Source organism: Methylobacterium sp. WL120 (genome assembly GCF_008039465.1).
GTDB lineage: Bacteria > Pseudomonadota > Alphaproteobacteria > Rhizobiales > Beijerinckiaceae > Methylobacterium > Methylobacterium cerastii.
Window position 1 is genome coordinate 12,255 of the sequence record NZ_VRUT01000006.1, and the last position, 17,008, is coordinate 29,262.

The 17,008-nt window shown below is 61.5% G+C and carries 17 protein-coding genes and 2 pseudogenes; 9 read left to right on the plus strand and 10 right to left on the minus strand.

Going from position 1 to position 17,008, the window contains the following annotated elements; translation table 11 throughout:
* Nucleotides 1–8 precede the first annotated feature (8 nt).
* Together FV229_RS02375 and FV229_RS02380 are read left to right on the plus strand one after the other, a co-directional pair.
* A complete protein-coding gene (locus FV229_RS02375) occupies nt 9–995 on the plus strand; it encodes an IS1595 family transposase (protein ID WP_147750404.1) in 987 nt (328 codons plus the stop codon).
* Nucleotides 996–1,123: 128 nt separating this feature from the next.
* A complete protein-coding gene (locus FV229_RS02380) occupies nt 1,124–1,657 on the plus strand; it encodes a hypothetical protein (RefSeq protein WP_147750405.1) in 534 nt (177 codons plus the stop codon).
* Nucleotides 1,658–1,826: 169 nt separating this feature from the next.
* Here FV229_RS02380 and FV229_RS02385 read toward each other — a convergent pair whose 3' ends face one another.
* The gene (locus FV229_RS02385) at nt 1,827–2,261 is read right to left on the minus strand and encodes a hypothetical protein (RefSeq protein ID WP_147750406.1); all 435 of its coding nucleotides are present in this window, start codon (nt 2,259–2,261) and stop codon (nt 1,827–1,829) included.
* 60 nt (nt 2,262–2,321) lie between these two features.
* A pseudogene (locus FV229_RS02390) lies at nt 2,322–2,612 on the minus strand (ATP-binding protein); the annotation flags it as partial.
* Nucleotides 2,613–2,988: 376 nt separating this feature from the next.
* Between FV229_RS02390 and FV229_RS02395 the strand changes: the two are divergent.
* Entirely contained in the window at nt 2,989–3,564 is a 576-nt protein-coding gene (locus FV229_RS02395) for a fasciclin domain-containing protein (RefSeq protein WP_210246576.1), read from the plus strand.
* Nucleotides 3,565–3,626: 62 nt separating this feature from the next.
* Here FV229_RS02395 and FV229_RS02400 read toward each other — a convergent pair.
* Together FV229_RS02400 and FV229_RS02405 are read right to left on the minus strand one after the other, a co-directional pair.
* Nucleotides 3,627–3,800 (minus strand): annotated as a pseudogene (locus FV229_RS02400) (transposase); the annotation flags it as partial.
* 307 nt (nt 3,801–4,107) lie between these two features.
* Nucleotides 4,108–4,470, minus strand: a complete 363-nt coding sequence (locus tag FV229_RS02405) for a cytochrome c family protein (RefSeq protein ID WP_147750407.1) — start codon at nt 4,468–4,470, stop codon at nt 4,108–4,110.
* Between the two features lie 473 nt (nt 4,471–4,943).
* Between FV229_RS02405 and FV229_RS02410 the strand changes: the two genes are divergently transcribed.
* From FV229_RS02410 to FV229_RS02420, 3 genes are all read left to right on the plus strand, one after another.
* Nucleotides 4,944–5,222: a hypothetical protein gene (locus FV229_RS02410; RefSeq protein ID WP_147750408.1), complete on the plus strand. Its 279-nt coding sequence runs from the start codon at nt 4,944–4,946 to the stop codon at nt 5,220–5,222.
* A gap of 64 nt (nt 5,223–5,286) precedes the next feature.
* Entirely contained in the window at nt 5,287–5,745 is a 459-nt protein-coding gene (locus FV229_RS02415; protein ID WP_246688020.1) for a DUF4149 domain-containing protein, read from the plus strand.
* Nucleotides 5,746–5,912: 167 nt separating this feature from the next.
* The gene (locus tag FV229_RS02420) at nt 5,913–6,548 is read left to right on the plus strand and encodes an NAD(P)H-binding protein (protein ID WP_147750409.1); all 636 of its coding nucleotides are present in this window, start codon (nt 5,913–5,915) and stop codon (nt 6,546–6,548) included.
* Nucleotides 6,549–6,765: 217 nt separating this feature from the next.
* On the opposite strand, the gene FV229_RS02425 is transcribed toward FV229_RS02420, so the two are convergent.
* On the minus strand, nt 6,766–7,104 hold the full coding sequence (locus FV229_RS02425; protein WP_147750410.1) for a hypothetical protein: 339 nt from the start codon (nt 7,102–7,104) through the stop codon (nt 6,766–6,768).
* 143 nt (nt 7,105–7,247) lie between these two features.
* Nucleotides 7,248–7,949 (minus strand): sigma-70 family RNA polymerase sigma factor, encoded by a 702-nt coding sequence (locus FV229_RS02430; RefSeq protein WP_147750411.1) that lies wholly within the window; start codon nt 7,947–7,949, stop codon nt 7,248–7,250.
* 395 nt (nt 7,950–8,344) lie between these two features.
* On the opposite strand from FV229_RS02430, the gene FV229_RS02435 reads away from it, so the two are divergent.
* Nucleotides 8,345–9,046, plus strand: coding sequence for a GAF domain-containing protein (locus FV229_RS02435; protein ID WP_187275038.1), 702 nt, complete (start codon nt 8,345–8,347; stop codon nt 9,044–9,046).
* A 603-nt stretch (nt 9,047–9,649) separates the two neighbouring features.
* Entirely contained in the window at nt 9,650–9,907 is a 258-nt protein-coding gene (locus FV229_RS27205) for a hypothetical protein (RefSeq protein WP_187275040.1), read from the plus strand.
* A gap of 135 nt (nt 9,908–10,042) precedes the next feature.
* On the opposite strand, the gene FV229_RS02445 is transcribed toward FV229_RS27205, so the two are convergent.
* Nucleotides 10,043–12,532 carry an EAL domain-containing protein gene (locus FV229_RS02445; protein WP_147750413.1) on the minus strand — a complete coding sequence of 830 codons (2,490 nt, stop codon included), beginning with the start codon at nt 12,530–12,532 and terminating at the stop codon, nt 10,043–10,045.
* A gap of 291 nt (nt 12,533–12,823) precedes the next feature.
* On the minus strand, nt 12,824–13,906 hold the full coding sequence (locus tag FV229_RS02450) for a molybdopterin-dependent oxidoreductase (protein ID WP_147750414.1): 1,083 nt from the start codon (nt 13,904–13,906) through the stop codon (nt 12,824–12,826).
* A gap of 589 nt (nt 13,907–14,495) precedes the next feature.
* On the opposite strand from FV229_RS02450, the gene FV229_RS02455 reads away from it, so the two are divergent.
* Complete coding sequence (locus tag FV229_RS02455; RefSeq protein ID WP_147750415.1) at nt 14,496–15,419, plus strand: YiiG family protein; 924 nt, start codon at nt 14,496–14,498, stop codon at nt 15,417–15,419.
* 267 nt (nt 15,420–15,686) lie between these two features.
* Here FV229_RS02455 and FV229_RS02460 read toward each other — a convergent pair whose 3' ends face one another.
* Together FV229_RS02460 and FV229_RS02470 are read right to left on the minus strand one after the other, a co-directional pair.
* The gene (locus tag FV229_RS02460) at nt 15,687–16,298 is read right to left on the minus strand and encodes a heme-binding protein (protein ID WP_147750416.1); all 612 of its coding nucleotides are present in this window, start codon (nt 16,296–16,298) and stop codon (nt 15,687–15,689) included.
* Between the two features lie 333 nt (nt 16,299–16,631).
* Nucleotides 16,632–16,994, minus strand: coding sequence for a cytochrome c family protein (locus FV229_RS02470; RefSeq protein ID WP_147750417.1), 363 nt, complete (start codon nt 16,992–16,994; stop codon nt 16,632–16,634).
* Between the last annotated feature and the right edge of the window lie 14 nt (nt 16,995–17,008).

A 17,008-nucleotide genomic window follows, 5' to 3' on the forward strand; every position in this document is an offset into this window, starting at 1 on the left:
TAGCGACCGTGGCTCAGCACTTCCTTCTCTCCGCCCGCGCCAAGACCCTGAGCCTCGCTCAGGTCATGCGGATGACGGACGACCAGGCCGAGGCGACGTTCCGCATGGTCCGTTGGCCCGAGACGAGCGGCGCCCCGGTGTGCTGCCACTGCGGCGGGCTCGACGCCTACGATTGCCGCCGTCCGAACGGCGCTCCCCGCTTCCGCTGCCGCGCCTGCCGCAAGGACTTCTCGATCACCTCCGGCACGCTGTTCGCCTCGCACAAGCTGCCCCTGCGCGGCTACCTCGCGGCCATCGCCATCTTCGTCAACGAGGTGAAGGGCAAGAGCGCCTTGGCCCTCACGCGCGACCTGGGAGTCTCCTACAAGTGCGCCTTCGTGCTCTGCCACAAGCTGCGCGAGGCGATGGCCGTTGAGATGAAGGGCCGGGTCGTCGGCGGCGAGGGCAAGACCGTGGAAGTCGATGGCGGCTACTTCGGCGGGTACATCAAGCCCGCCAACCACAAGGCCAACCGCGTCGATCGCCGGCTCGCTCGCAACCAGAACGGCAAGCGCGAGTGCGTCGTCATCGTGCGCGAGCGCGGCGGTAACTCGGTCCCAGCCGTGTTCCGCACCGAGGGCGCGGCCCTTTCCTTCATCAAGGCGCGCGTCGCCAATGGCACCGTCGTTCACGCCGACGAGGCGTCATCCTGGGATGCGCTCCACGCTCAGTACGAGGTCAAGCGCATCAATCACCAGCAGGCCTACAGCGACGCTGGCGCCTGCACGAACATGGCCGAGGAGTATTTCAGCCGCCTTCGTCGCGCCGAGGCCGGGCACCACCACCATATCGCGGGCGTCTACCTCCTCCGCTATGCGCAGGAAGCAAGCTGGCGCGAGGATCACCGCCGCGAGGCGAATGGCGCTCAGTACGAGCGCGTTGCCGGGCTGGCGATGAAGCGCGGACCGTCAGTCGATTTCTGCGGCTACTGGCAGCGGCACTTGAAAGCCGCATGACGCTAAGACGTCGCGTGAATGACTCGGCGCCTCACCATTGATTGAGCTCGCGCTTCAATCCAGCGCCGGCGTTGACATTGACGCCTTGAGCTCGCAAAAGAGATGGGTGCCGATTCGTTGGTGATGCAATGACCGCCGAAGAACTGAAAATTAGTGCCTTGCAATCCGTGACCGCTGCTATTGACGCGGCGTACTCGCGCGGCTTCGCTGAGGGCGGCGCTAATATGCGCGACAATATTTTGAAGGCCGTGAACGTCTCGGCTAGCCAAATCGCTCCCGAAGTCCAAACGGTTGTGAAGGCCAGTATCGAAGGGCGGCCGAGACCTGCGAGAAACCAAATCCCGCAGTTCCTAAAAAGCAACGTACGCGCTCGTCGTGGGCTAGTCAGAACACTCACAAAGAGTTTTTTAGAAGTACACCCCGGTGCGCCGTGGCGCGAAATTGCTGACGCCGTCGTTAAACAGGATGGGTCGGTCTCTGCGTCTTCGGTCGGGACTGAACTTCGTCGCGGTCTTGAAGCCGGTCGCTACCGGCACGAAGGCGCGCTGTATTTCCTCGCCAGCAACGTGGCCGGCGAAGAAACGGCGGAGCATCCTCAGAAGGATGACTCCGCCGATCTGCTCTCGAACGGAAGGGAGGTGAGTACGACGGAACCGCCTTAGCCACTCATCTTCCGGGTTGCATTCGGGTGATCAAGACCCGATGCAGTTCGCAGGCCCGTAGGGGACCATTCCAAGAACGGCGTCGGCGGGAAACTGCCGACGCCACTCCTGTATGTATATGTATCGCAGTGATTCCGGTCAAATTCCCGGCATAGTAGCCGGGTGACGGTCAACCGTTTCTGACCCACCCCTTTAAGTCGCCACCGATCGGCACCTCTCGGGCATGCTCGCCCTGCTTGAGCTTCCACAGGCAGGCGCCGACCCGCTTCCGAATCATCTGTAACATGGTCGGATCGTCGGGGTTGAGCCCGCGCGCCGTCATCACAGTTCGGGCAATGTCTCGGGAGGTCACGGGGCCTTTCGCGAGCCGTAGCGCCCCCATGACGTGCCGCATCATCTCACCTCGGAAGGCAGCATGACGGGGCGGGTACTGACGGTTTGGGATGGCTCCTGTGTCCGCGTCGGGGTCGAAGATGCGGATAGCCGCGTCGATCGCGTCTAGGTCCGTGACGAGCCTCCGTAGCTCGGCCTGCGTGTGTTCGATCTGGCCAGCGATCTCGGCCCGCTTGCGGACTAAGCCGCTCAGCACATGTTCGTTTTTCATGGCCCCGAGATGGGGCTGGACCCGTTAGGCCGCTTGTGGCGTTTGCGCCCTGATACCGGTGAACTCGGGCAGCTCGTCGAGGAACAGCACGCCGCCATGCGCCAGCGAAGCCTCGCCGGGCCGGGCGTTGATGCCGCCGCCGACCAAAGCCGCCATCGAGGCCGAGTGGTGCGGCTGCCGGAACGGACGCCGGTCGGACAGCCGCCCCTCCTTCAGCTCGCCGGCCACCGACTGGATCATCGAGACCGCAAGCAGCTCGCGCGGCGTCAGCGGCGGCAGGATCGAGGGGAGTCGCGCGGCGAGCATCGACTTGCCGGAGCCGGGTGGCCCATTGAACAGCATGTCGTGTCCCATTAAACGCGGGGATCGCACGCTTTCAGTTAGGCGCTGCCGTCACCAAACAGTTCCAGTTCGGCACGACCCCGATATCGTCGACCTCGCGGGACATGGATTGAAGAGAGCACTGGGCTTCTCATTCAGAGTCGCCGATAGCCCTCAGTCCCTATCGAACGTCCGATCTGAAAAGGCCTCCGTGTCACGGCTATGGCAGCGCAACGATATCGCCCCAAGCGGGCCACGCTGATTTTCCCCTTGATGCTGGGGCAAACAGTGAAAAAAAAGCGTCGAGGAATTCTGTCGGCGCCTGTGATTGTTTTGAAACTTCTCTTCGTAGAAGGCCGTAGCGAGCGATGACCCCGCATGACGGGGTCGGAACTCGGAGATACGCATGACTCGCATGTTCAAGGTCGCAAGCCTCACCGTCGCCATGGCGCTCACGGGCGTCGGCGCGTTTGGCTCAGCGGCCCAGGCGGCGGAAGAGAAGACGGTGATGGTCGGTGGGGCGCCGATGTACCCGTCGAAGACCATCGTCGAGAACGCGGTCAACTCGAAGGACCACACCACCCTGGTCGCAGCCGTCAAGGCTGCCGGCCTCGTTGACACGCTCTCCGGCAAGGGTCCGTTCACCGTGTTCGCGCCGACCAACGCCGCCTTCGCCAAGCTCCCGGCCGGCACGGTCGACACGCTGGTTAAGCCGGAGAACAAGGCCACGCTGACCAAGATCCTGACCTACCACGTGGTGGCCGGCACGATGACGGCGGCCGATCTCCAGAAGGCGATCAAGGCCGGCGGTGGAAAGGCCATGCTGAAGACGGTCGAGGGCGGCAGCCTCACCGCCGAGGAGAAGGGCGGTAAGATCGAGCTCATCGATGGCAAGGGTGGCATGTCCACTGTCACCATCGCGGACGTGATCCAGTCGAACGGCGTTATCCACGTCGTCGACACCGTCCTGATGCCGAAGTAGCTTTTCGTAAGGCCACGCCAGGCTGCCCGGACCTCGTCCGGGCAGCCTCCTCAACCGCACTACTGCCTGCGCCGTCGAAACGCCGGCACGCCTATGCCGACAAATTGCTTCTTCCAACAGTAAAACGTCGGCTCGGACGCGCCCATCTTCCGGTCAACCTCGTCCACCGTCTGACTGTTCTCCGCATGCCGCAGGGCAAATGCGATCTGGTCGTTCCTGCAGCGTTTGCGAGGCATGGCGTCCACCCTCCTCCAGGGCTCAGGATGCCTAAAAAAATTGCACTTAGTGCGGACCAGTTTGCTGGGTCAGGGTTACCGCCGCGTCGCTGCCGGCCATCAGCGCGGCCAGAGCATCAAAGGAAATCTCGGTCAGTTCATCCTGAACCACCATCGCTCACAAGGCAGCGATGCCTCCCGCCTGTTGCGGCCTCCGATTGAGCAACCTGACGATATGGCTGCTATTGTCGAGGATGCGCGTAAGCCGGCGGCCGACCTTTCCTTAGCCTCCGACTATGAAGACGTTCGGCAAGGGCTTCGGCGGCGCCTACTTCAATGTTGCCAGGTAGGCGATGACATCCGCGACCTTCTTGTCGTCCTTTAAGCCTTGATAGACCATCTTGGTGCCCTTGACTTTGTTAGCGGCAGGCCCCGTCAGCCATTCTTTAAGATTGGCCTCATCCCACGTAATGCCCGACTCTTTCAGGGCGGTGGAATAGTTGTAGCCTTCGTAGGAAGCGGCCTTGCGTCCGACGACCCCGACAAGGTTTGGCCCGACAGAGTTCTTCCCGAGGGCATGGCAAGCCTTGCAGGCCGTGAAGACCTTCTCACCGGCAGCCGCATCCTGGGCGTGCGCGGAGAAGGTGGGGAGGATGATTGCAAAGGCGACTGCCAGAAGGTGAGTACGCATCGGTATGGATCTCCAAGTGCGGCAGTCGACGTTCGCTCGTGACCGGCTGGGCACACCGCAGAACTTGATCCGCCAAACACACCTAGGACGGATCTGGTCACGACTGGAGAAAAGCGCATGCGGCCAATAGAAGCCAGGCCGCTGCGAATAAAATCTAACCTACCGGCTTATGAGGAGCTGTAGGCGCTAGCGGCGAGATCCAGCTCCAAGGCCTCGGTGTCGGCCACGTGCGGTGGTAAGGCGCATCGTCAACGCAGTTCGGCTTCACAGATAGCGTTGATGCAACCTAGAACGAGGTTCGCTGCCCAGGGCGGTCCACGGCAAGTCACGTCAGCTTACAAGCGGGTGCTAGCGGAAAACGCGATTGGCACTTGGATTACCGCCGCTGTGATTTTTAGCAACGCCTTTCAAATGGACATGAAAAAAATAAACGTTGAATATTCTATTAACACCTTGATTGGGAGATATTCAAGATGCCAGTTCGCTTTTTACTGATTTTGATACTGGCATCGATTGCGACGCCAGCCTTGGCCTTGCAACAGCAGGATACCCTGCGCGATTGGAGTGCCGCAACGGGGGCGGATAGAGACCGCCTACTGCAGCAACTGGAGAAGTCCAGCGAAGGAAGTGCTCCGCGCAAGAATGTGCTGTCTTGTATCAATGACGCTGCAGGCATGAGTGCGCATGCCGACTTGGCGATCAGCGATGTGTTCATGGCCTGTACGAAACAGAAACCGGAAGACTCGATCTGAGCGCCGGTCAACCCTTTACCTCGTCCGCGGAGCGGAGAAGCGTTTCACGACGAAGCGAAGGGTGTTGCGGCCGGGCGAACCGAATGCCGCCCAAGAGGGCGAGTTGAAGTTATTGAGGTTTGGAACGATGCTTTCGCAAGCGGCTATCCTTGTATCGGCCCTCCTGTTCGGCGGGATGGTCCTGTACTCGTTCGGATTTGCATCGTTCCTGTTCAGCGCGCTACCAGCCGACGCGGCAGGCCCCCTCCTGCGCCGCGCCTTCCCGCATTTCTACCTCTTCGTCATAGCGTGCGCCCTTGGCGGCGCGGCGCTGACAGCTGCCATAGATACCGCGTCCGCACTCATACTGGGATTGATCGCTCTCACGGCACTGCTCGCGCGCCAAGTCCTCATGCCGGCGATCAATGGGGCGACCGACGTCGGCAATCGCACACGCTTCAAGGTCCTTCATACAGGGTCCGTCCTGGTAACCCTGGCGCACATCGTCGGGTCGTCCGCCGTGATCCTGAGACTTTCCACCTAGCCGCGTTCGGTCAGCGGTCTTCTGTAACGCCTGGTGGCATGCCAGCGAGATCTCGGGATTGCAGAACAGCTTGGCCATTGAATCGTAGACCAGCCCGTCAAGCGACCGCATGGTGCATCGGCGGTTGATCGGGTCTTGTCGCGCAACCCGCCATCCAGGAAACGACCATGGCCCACGTCCTCGTCATCGGCGCCAGCAAGGGTATCGGCCTGGAGACCGTGAAAGCGTCGCTCGCGGCGGGACACCGCGTCCGGGCCTTCGCGCGTTCGGCCACGACCATGACCCTGTCCGGCGCGGGCCTGGAGCGTTTTACGGGCGACGCGCTGAAGGCTAGCGATGTCGCCGCCGCCCTCGACGGCGTTGATGTCGTCGTCCAGGCGCTTGGGGTGCCGGTCAAGGACCTGCTCGGCCCGGTGACGCTGTTCTCGGACGCGACCAACGTGCTGGTGCCGGCCATGGAGAAAGCCGGGGTCAAGCGCCTCCTGGCCGTCACCGGCTTCGGCACTGGCGACAGCCGGGATGCCATCGGCCTGCTTCAGCGCGTCCCATTCCGTCTCGTCTTCGGCCGCGCCTACGACGACAAGGATGCGCAGGAGATACGCATCCGCAAGAGCGGCCTCGACTGGACGTTCGTTCGGCCGGGCGTTCTCACGCCCGGATCGGCGACCGGCCGCTACAAGGTTCTCACCGAACCCTCGTCGTGGCGGAACGGTCTGATCGCGCGGGCCGACGTCGCCCACTTCATCGTCGGACAGGTCGATCAGCCAACCCACGTGCGAAAGGCCGTCGTCCTGATCGGCTGATCGACCTCGGCCGGTTTCAGGCATCCCAAAATTCGTAACCCGTGGCAGTCCGGTTTCATCGACCTCGGGGCGGTATTCGAGCCCGTCACGTCGGGACCTAGACAGGCCAAAGCCGCTTATGCCCGCGTAACTGCGGTTCACGGCTGCATTTCGAGATCGTTGCCGAGGTGCTGGTGATCACGGCCAAACTGAAGAAGCATGCCCGGGAACACGGGGATCAAGAGGCGGTCTTGCCACCCTTGAGCCGCTGCAGGGTACGAGCGCTTTCCTGGTCGAACTGCGCCTCTGTAAGGTCGCCGGCATCGACGCGTCGGGCCAGCTGCGTGCGATATTCCATCGCCGCCTCCTGTTCGGGGCTGAGGGGCACGGAGGAGCGCGCAGCCGCCCGGGTCCTCTCGGCCCACTCGGTGTAGGAGATGCGACGGGCATCCCGGTCGGCCTTGAGCCGGGTCAGGTCCTCCTGCATCGCGGCGGTAGGCTGAGACGTGGTCGCGGTTCCCTGGCAGGCACCGAAACCCACGGAAATCATCAGGACGACGGCGGCGACTCTGGTCATTTGAAAAATCCTCTCGCCTCGGAGGTGGGAGAGATTTTCGCGATACGTCGATGCCATAACCGCCACACTTCGGCGTGTTGCCAAAACTTCCCACATGAGGATGCCGGTCGATCCCGCTCAATGGTAGCGCCCTGATGGCAGGGTCAGGCGGCGACGTTCGCGTTGTTTAGGCCGCTAAGCCCGAGCGTCTGGGATAGATAGGCCCGTGCCCGGCTGACCCGGCTCTTCACCGTTCCGACTGCGCATTGGAGACGCTCGGCGGCCTCCTCGTAGATGTAGCCCTCCGCACCCACCAGCAGCAGCGCCGAACGTTGCGCTTCCGGAATACGGTCGAGCGTTTCACGAAGCCTTCGAAGGTTCACGACGCCTCCCTGATCGGGAAGCGCCGTGAGCTTGCCGGCGTGATTGCCATCGGCGTCCTCGACCTCGCGCTTCGCCTTGCGCATTTCGGTGTAGAACTGGTTGCGCAGGATCGTGAAAAGCCAGGCGTTCATGTTGGTGCCCTGCATGAAACGCTTGCGACTGCTCCAGGCCTTCACAAGCGTCTCCTGCACGAGGTCGTCCGCCCGGGTCGCATCGCCGATGAGCGAAAAGGCAAAGCCCCTCAGTGCCGGTACGGCCTGGATCAGGTCATCGTCCAACCAGTCACCGCCGCCGACACCAGTCGATGCCACGGCCGCCTCCAGTCGCTCGACGAGGTGGGCAAGGCGCGGCGGAAGCCCGCCATCACGGGTAACCACATAGTAAGCCTGCAACTCGCTGCCCAAGTGCCGGCGAACGTGGCTGGGAATGTCGACGTTGGCAGGGATCGACGAGGAGTCGGGACCGAGGCTGGACATGCTCATGCGTCGTTGGGGCTCCGGGGGTGGATCTTCCTTAGAGTCGCTCAAAACTGAACATCAGTGAAACGAAATCGCGGCTTATGGTTCATCATCCCATGGGCTGGGGGGAGGCAGTCCGAGGTCAGTACACGGTCTGTCCCGACAGTCACAGTCGGTTTGGTGCGACCACAAAAACAGACTTGGTAGTAGTGCCTGCACCGTCGATACCGCATCCTAATCTTACGAAGTCTTTATCCGGCGGTTAGTCGCTTGCTTATGTCCCTCCAAATTCTGATCGATTAACCGAAACGGATCTTACACCCACATCAAACGCAACTCCTAGTAGTTATCATCGTTGAGATCGTCCATAGGTTGTGTCACCCCAACGGGGCGCTTCACGTCGCCAAGGAGTGGATCAAGTGAGCGGAACTCCCTGGTCAGTCATCTTAGATCCCGATCGCCTGAACGATCTTAGAAGCCTGAATATATTGGATACAACACCGGAGCAGTCGTACGACGACCTTGCTGAACTTGCACGTATCATCTGCGATACTCCAGTTGCGAACATTACCCTCGTGGCGGCTGATCGGCAGTGGTTCAAGTCACGGCTCGGCAGCGAAGTCGATGAGACGCCGGTCGAACTTTCCGTTTGTGCGTATGCGCTCGCGGAACCCGAAGCACTCGTCATCAATGATATGACAAGCGATGTTAGGACCCGTGATAACGCATTGGTGACCGGCGATAAATCACTCCGCTTTTATGCCGGAGTACCATTACGTTTGGATGCGAGCTACGGGGTCGGCACCTTATGCGTTCTCGATACGAAGCCGCACGCCAAAGGCCTTACGAAAACTCAAGTCGCAGGCCTGCAAGCTTTAGGGCGACAGGCCACAATACTTTTCAACATCCGTAAATTTATGGCGCGCCAGCATCCTGACGTGCAAGGCGGCGCGAATGAGTATGAAATGCTCTTTGAGGCGGCGGATAACTTGATGTCTGCCCATAAAATAGCAAAGGGCATCCGCGACGAGATCCTCGAAAAGCTGCTTTCCAAGGGCCTGATGCATGTAGGTCGTCGCATAGCAGACGAACAAAAGGGCCAGAGCATCTACCTAAACTAATAGTAGGCTACTATTGCCACATCGCGGTCAATTCTAAGTCTAAAATCGCCGATAGTTCCATAATCGCTAAGACGGAGCGAGAAATATGCACGTATCTCGAAGCCGATCAGAACATCTACTTCAGCGTATCGCCGAGACGTTTCATACGGATGTGTCAGGCTTGCTCGACAGCACGGATAGAATGCAGAGCCTGAGCCAAGCGGCTGAAATGCTGCACGCCTTTCGAGCTATTATTCTTCCTCAGGATCGACTTGCCTGCATCGAATTCGCGCAATCCTTCTCCTCTACCAAGCTATCGGGCAAGTGAGAAGCCGCTGAAATTCCTAGAAATGGTTTCAAGGCCCTTCTTTGCCGAAGGGTCTCTTGGTCTCGATGGATGCGAACTGAGTTCGATACGGTGATGAGCGTTCATCGCCGCCCGCTTCTCACGACCACCGGCCGACGTCCAAAAGCGTAGCATCACACCTGCGAGACCGTCGCAGGTGACCCTGCCATCCTCGCCTTGATCTCATCCAGGGTGACTGGGCGCCAATCCCAGCAATCCACGCCGACGTCAAGGCTGGTCCGGGTAGCCGGCAAGCTGCCGTGGGAATGGCCGTAGACATGAAGGTCGCCGTGCCAGGCATTGGGCCACGTCACATGCTCGCAGTGGCTGGCCCAAAGGGCGACACGCTCGGGCATGCCCGGATCCTGGACGAATATCCTCTGGACGTCGACGACGGGTCCGGCCCATATGAGCCGATCTCCCAGGCCGTGGTCGTGGTTGCCCCGAACGAGGTGGATGCGTCCGTGGAGGCGAACCTGGATAGAGCCGGCGTAGTCCCGATGCGTTCCGGCATCGATTGGCGGCCCGAAGCATGAGCACGAGCCACAGGCAGGTCACCATCATGACGTCTTCGTTCGATAGCCGCGCAGATCACCTTTTTTGAAGTGGTTTGGTCGGGCCCCGTAAGTCCCTTCTACGGCCGGCTTGGGTGGATTTGAGACTGTCTGCTTTTAATTGGAATGGCATCGAAGCGGACGTTCCTGCCTGACTCCGCTGTGTTCCGTATTGATGCGCGGACCTTCGTCCCGCGTTAGCCTATCCGGTTGTTGAATGGCATCCGCGTATTCTTCGATCGGTCGTGGCTTCCCAAACAGGTAGCCCTGCATCTCTCCACAGGCCTCTTCCGCCAGGAACCGCATCTGCATTTGCGTTTCCACGCCTTCTGCAACGATGCCCATGCCAAGACTTCTGCCAAGGCTTAGGACTGCCCGCACGATGACGGCGGCTTGCGGCCCCGTCCCGAGTTGAGAGACGAAAGAGCGGTCGATCTTCAGTTTGTCGAACGGGAAGGCTTGTAGGGTTGCAAGCGATGCGTAGCCGGTTCCAAAATCGTCCAGGCTAATATGGATGCCAAAGCTCTTCAGGCGACGAAGAATACAGACAGCCTGCTCCACGTTGTTGATGATAATGCTTTCCGTAACTTCCAGCTCAAGGCGGCTCGGTGACAAGCCGGTCTCGGACAGGATGCCCAAGATTACCTCTGGCAGATCTGCCTTATGGAATTGCCGAGGCGAGAGATTAACGGCGACCTTGAGGGGCTTCGACCAGAGGGCTGCTTCCGTACAAGCCCTCCGTAAGACCCACTCACCGAGCGACACGATGACCCCAGTCTCTTCTGCAAGAGGTATGAAGACACTTGGTGCAATGTTGCCACGGACCGGGTGCGTCCAACGTAAAAGAGCTTCGAAGCCGACGAGTTTTCCTGTAAGACCATCCACTTGCGGCTGATAATGCAGGCTGAGTGTATCGTTGCTCATTGCATCGCGTAGGTCGCGTTCGAGCCCTCGGCGCTCCTCGGCTTCCTCGTCCATCATCGGCGTGAAGATGCGGAATGTCCCTCGACCTTCGGCTTTCGCTCGATACAGAGCGAGATCGGCACGGCGATAAAGGCACTCGGCGTCGATGCTATGCTCCGGCGCGAGTGCGATGCCGACGCTCAGGCCAACTTTGATCCGACTCCCGTGCACCTCGAACGGTGTGTCGAAGGCGGCGATCATCCGCGAGGCCACGGCGCTCGCTTCCGGCCGGCCACCGGTGAGTAGTACCGCGAACTCATCGCCTCCAAGCCGTGCAGCCGACCCGCCGCCAACTGTAGAGGTCAGGAGGTTCGACACCATTCGTAGAAGCTGATCGCCAGCGAGATGCCCGAGCGTATCGTTCACCCCCTTGAAGCCGTCGAGATCGAGATAGAGTACAGCGCAGGAGCCCCCCTGCGTTACCAACTCGTTCAAGTGCTTTTCTAAACGGTCGTGGAAGAGGGCTCGGTTCGGGAGCCCGGTGAGAACGTCATGGTGCGCCAGGCGCGCCACTTCAGCCTCGGTCGCCTTCCGCTTCGTAATGTCCGTAAACGTCCGAACGAACCCTCCATCGAGTAACGGAACGGTGCGGACTTCGAGAATGACGCCGTTCGATCCCCTACTTTCTTGAACGTGCGCCTGTTGGGGTCCCTCCGTTTGTACCCATTTCCCGGACCGGTCGGAGCGTCTGCGTTCGCGGTGCTGCAGCTGATAACGCAAGACGGATCGGTAAGTCGGCTGCATCTGCATCATCTCGCGCGGAACATTTAAGAGCGCGAGGGCGCGTTCGTTGCACACACGAACCACACCGCCGGCATCCACCATGATGAGGCCCTGATCCATGTTGTCGAGCGTGGCATCGAGGACTACCGTCTTGTTGCGGAGCGATCCTCCTTGCTGGGTCAGCACAGCGTTCATCGTCCGAAGGTGATCCAACATGAGGGTGAGAACTGCAAATGTCAGGATAACCAACATCATCACTGCGATGCCGGCAGCTAGGACGCCACGTGCGAGACCAAGATCGGGGGTCGACAAAGACGGATCTGGAGTAATGTGAACGGCTGCCATCGCCATGAAATGAAGGGCCGCGATGGCAAACGTTAGGATCGTTGCAGCCTGAATGCGCGAACGAGTCCCCGTACGCTGAGTGTGCAGCGCCAAGCCGGCCGCGGACAGCGCACAGCCCGTCGACATAGCCGCGACGACCAACGTCGGGTCCCACGACAAATGACCGGGCAACATCATCCCCGCAATGCCGAGGAAGTGCATGCCCCCGACCCCAAGACCGAAGAGCAGGCCACCAGCGATGCCCGACCACCACACCCGCGTGGCTCTCGCGATGAGCAGCGCGCAGAGGGAAGCAGCGATCGAAACGATCAGGGACAGGAGCGTCGTGAGCGGTTCATAGCCGATGACGACGCCGGGATCGTAGCCGAGCATGCCGATAAAATGGGTGCTCCAGACGCCAGCACCGATCGAGAAACTAGCGGCCAGGAGCCAAACCAGCGCTCGTCCCTTCGGCTGGGTCTGGACCCGCTGTTCGATCTGTAGGCCTGCGTAGCAGGAAATCCAGCAGACGCAGGCTGCTAGTGGCACGACCCAGGCGGTGTGTTCCTCGGTCAGACAAACGAACGCGCGGAACATCGTAACGCCTCACCATGCAGCAACCGCAGGCAGCATGGTGGAATTAAATGAACCAGTGGTTGCATTTGCGGTCCTCAGTTTAGGGACCGCGATGTTTCCGGGCTGAGGTCACGGGTGCGGCCAGCGCCCCAGATGATAACGGCGGTGATCGCATCGCAGAATATGCGGCCAGAAGGGGTGGATTTGTTTTGGGCCGCTTCCGTGCGGTGGAGACGCCAGCGCGCACTGTAGGAATCCGCCCGTTCGAGCGCCACCTCTGCCATTCGAAGCGCGAATTAAGCGACCGACGTTCTACTCGGTCACACTGATCTGCACCCGGTGCCAGCAGGTGCAGAGGTAGCCTTTGTGGTTCCAGATGTCGTCCGGCAGCGCCGGCTGCGTCTGGCCGGCCACGTCCCAAGCGCGAACGGCGAGTTCATGCTCACCTGGAGGCAGATCGAGTTCCACGCTCCAGAACGTCCAGGCGAACGGCGCATACGGCTCGTGCTGCAGATAAGCTTGCATCCAGCTCCGGCCTCCGTTCCCGGAGACATCGACGCGCACGATGGCCCGGTCGCCGGCCACCGCGTAGCCGCGAATGCTGTTCCGTCCGGCCTTGAGGGTAGCTCCGCGTTCCGGCTCGCAGATCGCTGCGTTCAGCGGCATCGTGTCGATTGTGTGCCCCTGGGCCCTGTCCGCCGTCTCTGCGGTCACGTCGGATGGGTACAGCTTGTAATCGTCCGCCTGGATCGGGTTATCGGACGGGTGGTCCTGCACGACGAGGCGCCGGAGCCATTTCGGGCTGCGCACGCCCGCAAAGCCCGGCACGACGGCGCGGACCGGGAAGCCGTGCTCGGGCAGCAAGGCTTCACCGTTCATGGCGTAGGCCAACAGGGTTTCCGGTGCCATCGCCTTGCCGAGGGGGATCGAGGCTCCGTACGGACGGCCTTCCACCATGTCGTGGCTCTCGAAGGCTACGTGGAGATCCGCGGCATCCGCGACACCCGCCTCACGCAGGATGTCGCCGAGGCGAGCCCCGGTCCAAGCGGCCGTCCCGATGGCACCGGCATCCCACGGATCGCCCGATACCGGGGCAACCGCACGCATGTCGGCGCGACGATTGCCGGCACATTGCATCGTTGCCGTGACCATGGCTTTCGGAAAACGGGTCCGCAGGTCGTTCAGCGAAAGTTCCAGCGTGACTCCGGCCCCGCCATCGACGTTTAGGCGCCAGGTTTCCGGGTCGAGGTCCGGTACATCGCCGTGCGAGCGGACATAGAAGTCTTCCGCTGGTGTCCGGTAGGAGGCGCGCAGCCGGCCCAGAGGCGGTTCGGCATTGTAGGGCTGATCGCCATGAACGATCAGGCAAGCCTTTCGCTCGGATAGGCTCAACATCGGGGCTCCCGTTCGGATGAGGGCACGGGGGTGAACGCGCCGATGGCGCTAAGGCTCAATCGATGCACAGAAGACCGCCGGGGCGAAGCTGCCGAACGGTCGATGAACGGCTGCTTCGGACGCGGCGAAGGTGGTCCATCCGGATGGCATGCGTCGAGAGCAGCATGTCTGCTTACGGACGGTTGTGTATAGAAGCCGACGTCGCCCTCAGCCCTGCGAGTGATCCAGTTCAGACTTGGAGCCAAACCTCGCGCGGGTCGGCGTCGAGTGCGAGGCAAGCGCCATACAGGCGACCCTTTGGTAAGCATGTCGTGTCCCATTAGACAGATATCACGAAATAGGCGGCCCCCCATTTTTTGGGGTGGCCTTACGGCCTGCTTCGCAAGCGCAATGCGTTGGGCCACGTGGACCGATAGCTACGGTGGGGTTGCGAGCGCTTAGGGAGCGCTTCCCTCGCGCCGTACCGCCCTAAGGGCGCCAACCCGGCCATTATTGAACTCCGCAGGCGTGACCCGCACGACCGCCTGTCGTCGCTTTCGGTCGCGCGGTTGGAATGCTACCCACCCGCCTCATCACGAGGGGCTATCCAATGACCTTCCCAACCCGTCGCGCCGTGTTCCTGGCCGTCATCATGGGTTGCGTTCCAGCTTTTGCGCAGACCTTGGTCCCGGCCGGTCCGGAAACGGTCGCCTCGCAAGCCGTCATCCGCAAGCTGAACGCCTACGTCGGGCTGTTGAACCGGACGCTCCGCGCCTCGGAGTCGATGGCGCGTTACGGAAGCTGGGTGAACATGAAGACCGGCCCGACAGGTCGTGAGAGCATCGTGTACGGGCTCTACTCACTCTATGATGTACGCGACGAGATCGCGAAGGCGAAGGCGGCCGTGAATGTGGAACCCCGCATGGCGGAGCTCGACGCAGCTATCCCACCGTATGTCGTGGCCTATGAAACGCTCGCCCCGCTGATTGCGCAGGCGAACGGCTATCACGAGCGGGCGGATTACAAGGTCGACAAGATGGCGGAGGGCAAGACGCTGCATGCCAAGCTCGCGCCGGCCGGCAAAGCCTTCCTGGAGGAACGGGCGAAGCTCGAACCGCTCTTTGCGCGGGAGAAGCTCAAGAGCGACGAGGCCGAGCTCGCGCTGATCGAGAAGCGGGAAGGCCGCAAGGCCCGCTGGGTCGTCGTCAACGTCATGCTACGAGCGCGTCCGGTGGTGGAACTGCTCCCGCGCGAAGCTAAGCCCGTCGTTGACCTACCGGCCTTCGACGCCGCACTTGCCACCTATGCCTCGGCCGTCAGGAGCATGGACGAGTTTGCCGCGGCCGAGCCGGGCTCCTTCTCCGGCTTCGAGGGCCGACCGGCGTCCTGGCTCGGCAAGCTACGCGAGTTCCGCGAGAAGCTCGGCCGCGCGAAGGGCGACGCACGCCGCGGCCGTATCGACACGACCTGGATCGTGAACGACTACAACACACTGATTTCGTCCTCGCAGATGGCGACCCGTTTCCCGCGTTAGGCGGTCCTACCGGACGCTGCTGGCGCTGACAGGGCCGTCCCATACGATCCACATTCCATCTCGGCGGCGCGCGCTTCGCCGGGATAACGAGGAAGCCAGATGATGCAGTCCGACACGCCATGTCCCGGAGACGATCCCCTATCGCCCATCGGCGACCCTTCTCCCGGACCTCAGGTGCCTGAGATCGATCCGCCTGCGGAGCCAAGAACCCTGAGCCACTCGGCCCAATCGAAGCTGTCGAAACGCGTGCCGATCCGGTAGCGCAACTCATGACGAGGGAGACTGCAGCCGTAGCGCGACCTCGTTCCGGCGCAGGAAGGGCACGGAGAACGGCGGATCGTAGCCCATGAAGAAGGGCTGCTCCGCCGTCTTCCGCCCAGCAGCTTCCAACGCCGTCGTCAGGATGTGGGCTTGCTCATCCCTTGCCGCAGGCGATGCGGTGCCGGAGAAGCGTAGGACGGCCAATCGTTCCGGCGGGATGCGAACCAGTCTCACACCAGGTTTGGTTGGCTCCGGCGCACCGGCTTCGACGACCGCCCTCGGCAGGTAGAACCGCATCGTTCCCCGGGCGCCCTGCTCGACCGGGACCGTCATCGCGATCAGGCGGCCTTCGCTCTCGACGGGCGTCATCATGGCGATGCGCTGACCGCCGCCATTCGCCCCGGTGATGTAGCGAAAAAGCCGGCCGAACGCCTCCCCATCCTGTTGTGCCCTGGCATCCGTCTCAACAGCAACGCGTCCCTCGTAGGCCCGCACCTCGACCCCACGGTCGAGTTGCTCGACGACCGCATAGCGCGGCTCTTCATAGGTCCCGCGGATGCCTACGACCGAAAGCGCGGACTCAAGCAAAGTCACGAGGTAGTAGAGGAGCTTGTCCATCGTTCAGGCATCCTTTGGTCATGAGGGTACGCAAAGGGTCTGCGGTCGTTTGCAGTCGGGTGTCTAACGTCGGTCATGTAGGCCTACTGGTTGTCCGGCCGAGAAGACCGCGTCGCTGCCGGCCATGAGCGCGGCCAGAGCATCAATGGACATCTCGGTCAGATTACCCTGAACCACCATCGCTCCTAAGGCAGCGAGGCCCTCGGCCTGTTCCGGCTTGCGATGCAGCGACCTGGCGACATGACCGTTATCGCAGAGCATGCGCTCAAGCCGACGGCCGACCTTTCCAGAGTCTCCGACAATGAAGACGTCCAGCGAGGGCTTCGGCAACGCCTACTTCAGTGTTGCCAGGTAGGCGATGACGTCCGCGACCTTCTTGTCGTCCTTGAGGCCCTGATAGACCATCTTGGTGCCCTTGACCTTGTTGGCAGCAGGGCCAATCAGCCACTCTTTGAGATTGGCTTCATCCCACGTGATGCCCGACTCCTTGAGGGCAGTGGAATAGTTGTAGCCTTCGTAGGAAGCAGCCTTGCGTCCGACGACCCCGACAAGGTTTGGCCCGACAGAATTCTTCCCGAGGGCATGGCAAGCCTTGCAGGCCGTAAAGACTTTCTCGCCGGCCGCCGCATCCTGGGCCTGCGCGGAGAAGGTGGGGAGTATGATTGCGAAGGCGGCGGCGAGAAGGTGAGTACGCATCGGTGTGGATCTCC

Coding starts and splice junctions, on each gene's coding strand:
- FV229_RS02380 (WP_147750405.1), top strand. CDS start 1,124: ATGACCGCCGAAGAACTGAAAATTAGTGCCTTGCAATCCGTGACCGCT.
- FV229_RS02385 (WP_147750406.1), bottom strand. CDS start 2,261: ATGAAAAACGAACATGTGCTGAGCGGCTTAGTCCGCAAGCGGGCCGAG.
- FV229_RS02395 (WP_210246576.1), top strand. CDS start 2,989: ATGACTCGCATGTTCAAGGTCGCAAGCCTCACCGTCGCCATGGCGCTC.
- FV229_RS02405 (WP_147750407.1), bottom strand. CDS start 4,470: ATGCGTACTCACCTTCTGGCAGTCGCCTTTGCAATCATCCTCCCCACC.
- FV229_RS02410 (WP_147750408.1), top strand. CDS start 4,944: ATGCCAGTTCGCTTTTTACTGATTTTGATACTGGCATCGATTGCGACG.
- FV229_RS02420 (WP_147750409.1), top strand. CDS start 5,913: ATGGCCCACGTCCTCGTCATCGGCGCCAGCAAGGGTATCGGCCTGGAG.
- FV229_RS02425 (WP_147750410.1), bottom strand. CDS start 7,104: ATGACCAGAGTCGCCGCCGTCGTCCTGATGATTTCCGTGGGTTTCGGT.
- FV229_RS02430 (WP_147750411.1), bottom strand. CDS start 7,949: ATGAGCATGTCCAGCCTCGGTCCCGACTCCTCGTCGATCCCTGCCAAC.
- FV229_RS27205 (WP_187275040.1), top strand. CDS start 9,650: ATGAAGGTCGCCGTGCCAGGCATTGGGCCACGTCACATGCTCGCAGTG.
- FV229_RS02445 (WP_147750413.1), bottom strand. CDS start 12,532: ATGTTCCGCGCGTTCGTTTGTCTGACCGAGGAACACACCGCCTGGGTC.
- FV229_RS02450 (WP_147750414.1), bottom strand. CDS start 13,906: ATGTTGAGCCTATCCGAGCGAAAGGCTTGCCTGATCGTTCATGGCGAT.
- FV229_RS02455 (WP_147750415.1), top strand. CDS start 14,496: ATGACCTTCCCAACCCGTCGCGCCGTGTTCCTGGCCGTCATCATGGGT.
- FV229_RS02460 (WP_147750416.1), bottom strand. CDS start 16,298: ATGGACAAGCTCCTCTACTACCTCGTGACTTTGCTTGAGTCCGCGCTT.
- FV229_RS02470 (WP_147750417.1), bottom strand. CDS start 16,994: ATGCGTACTCACCTTCTCGCCGCCGCCTTCGCAATCATACTCCCCACC.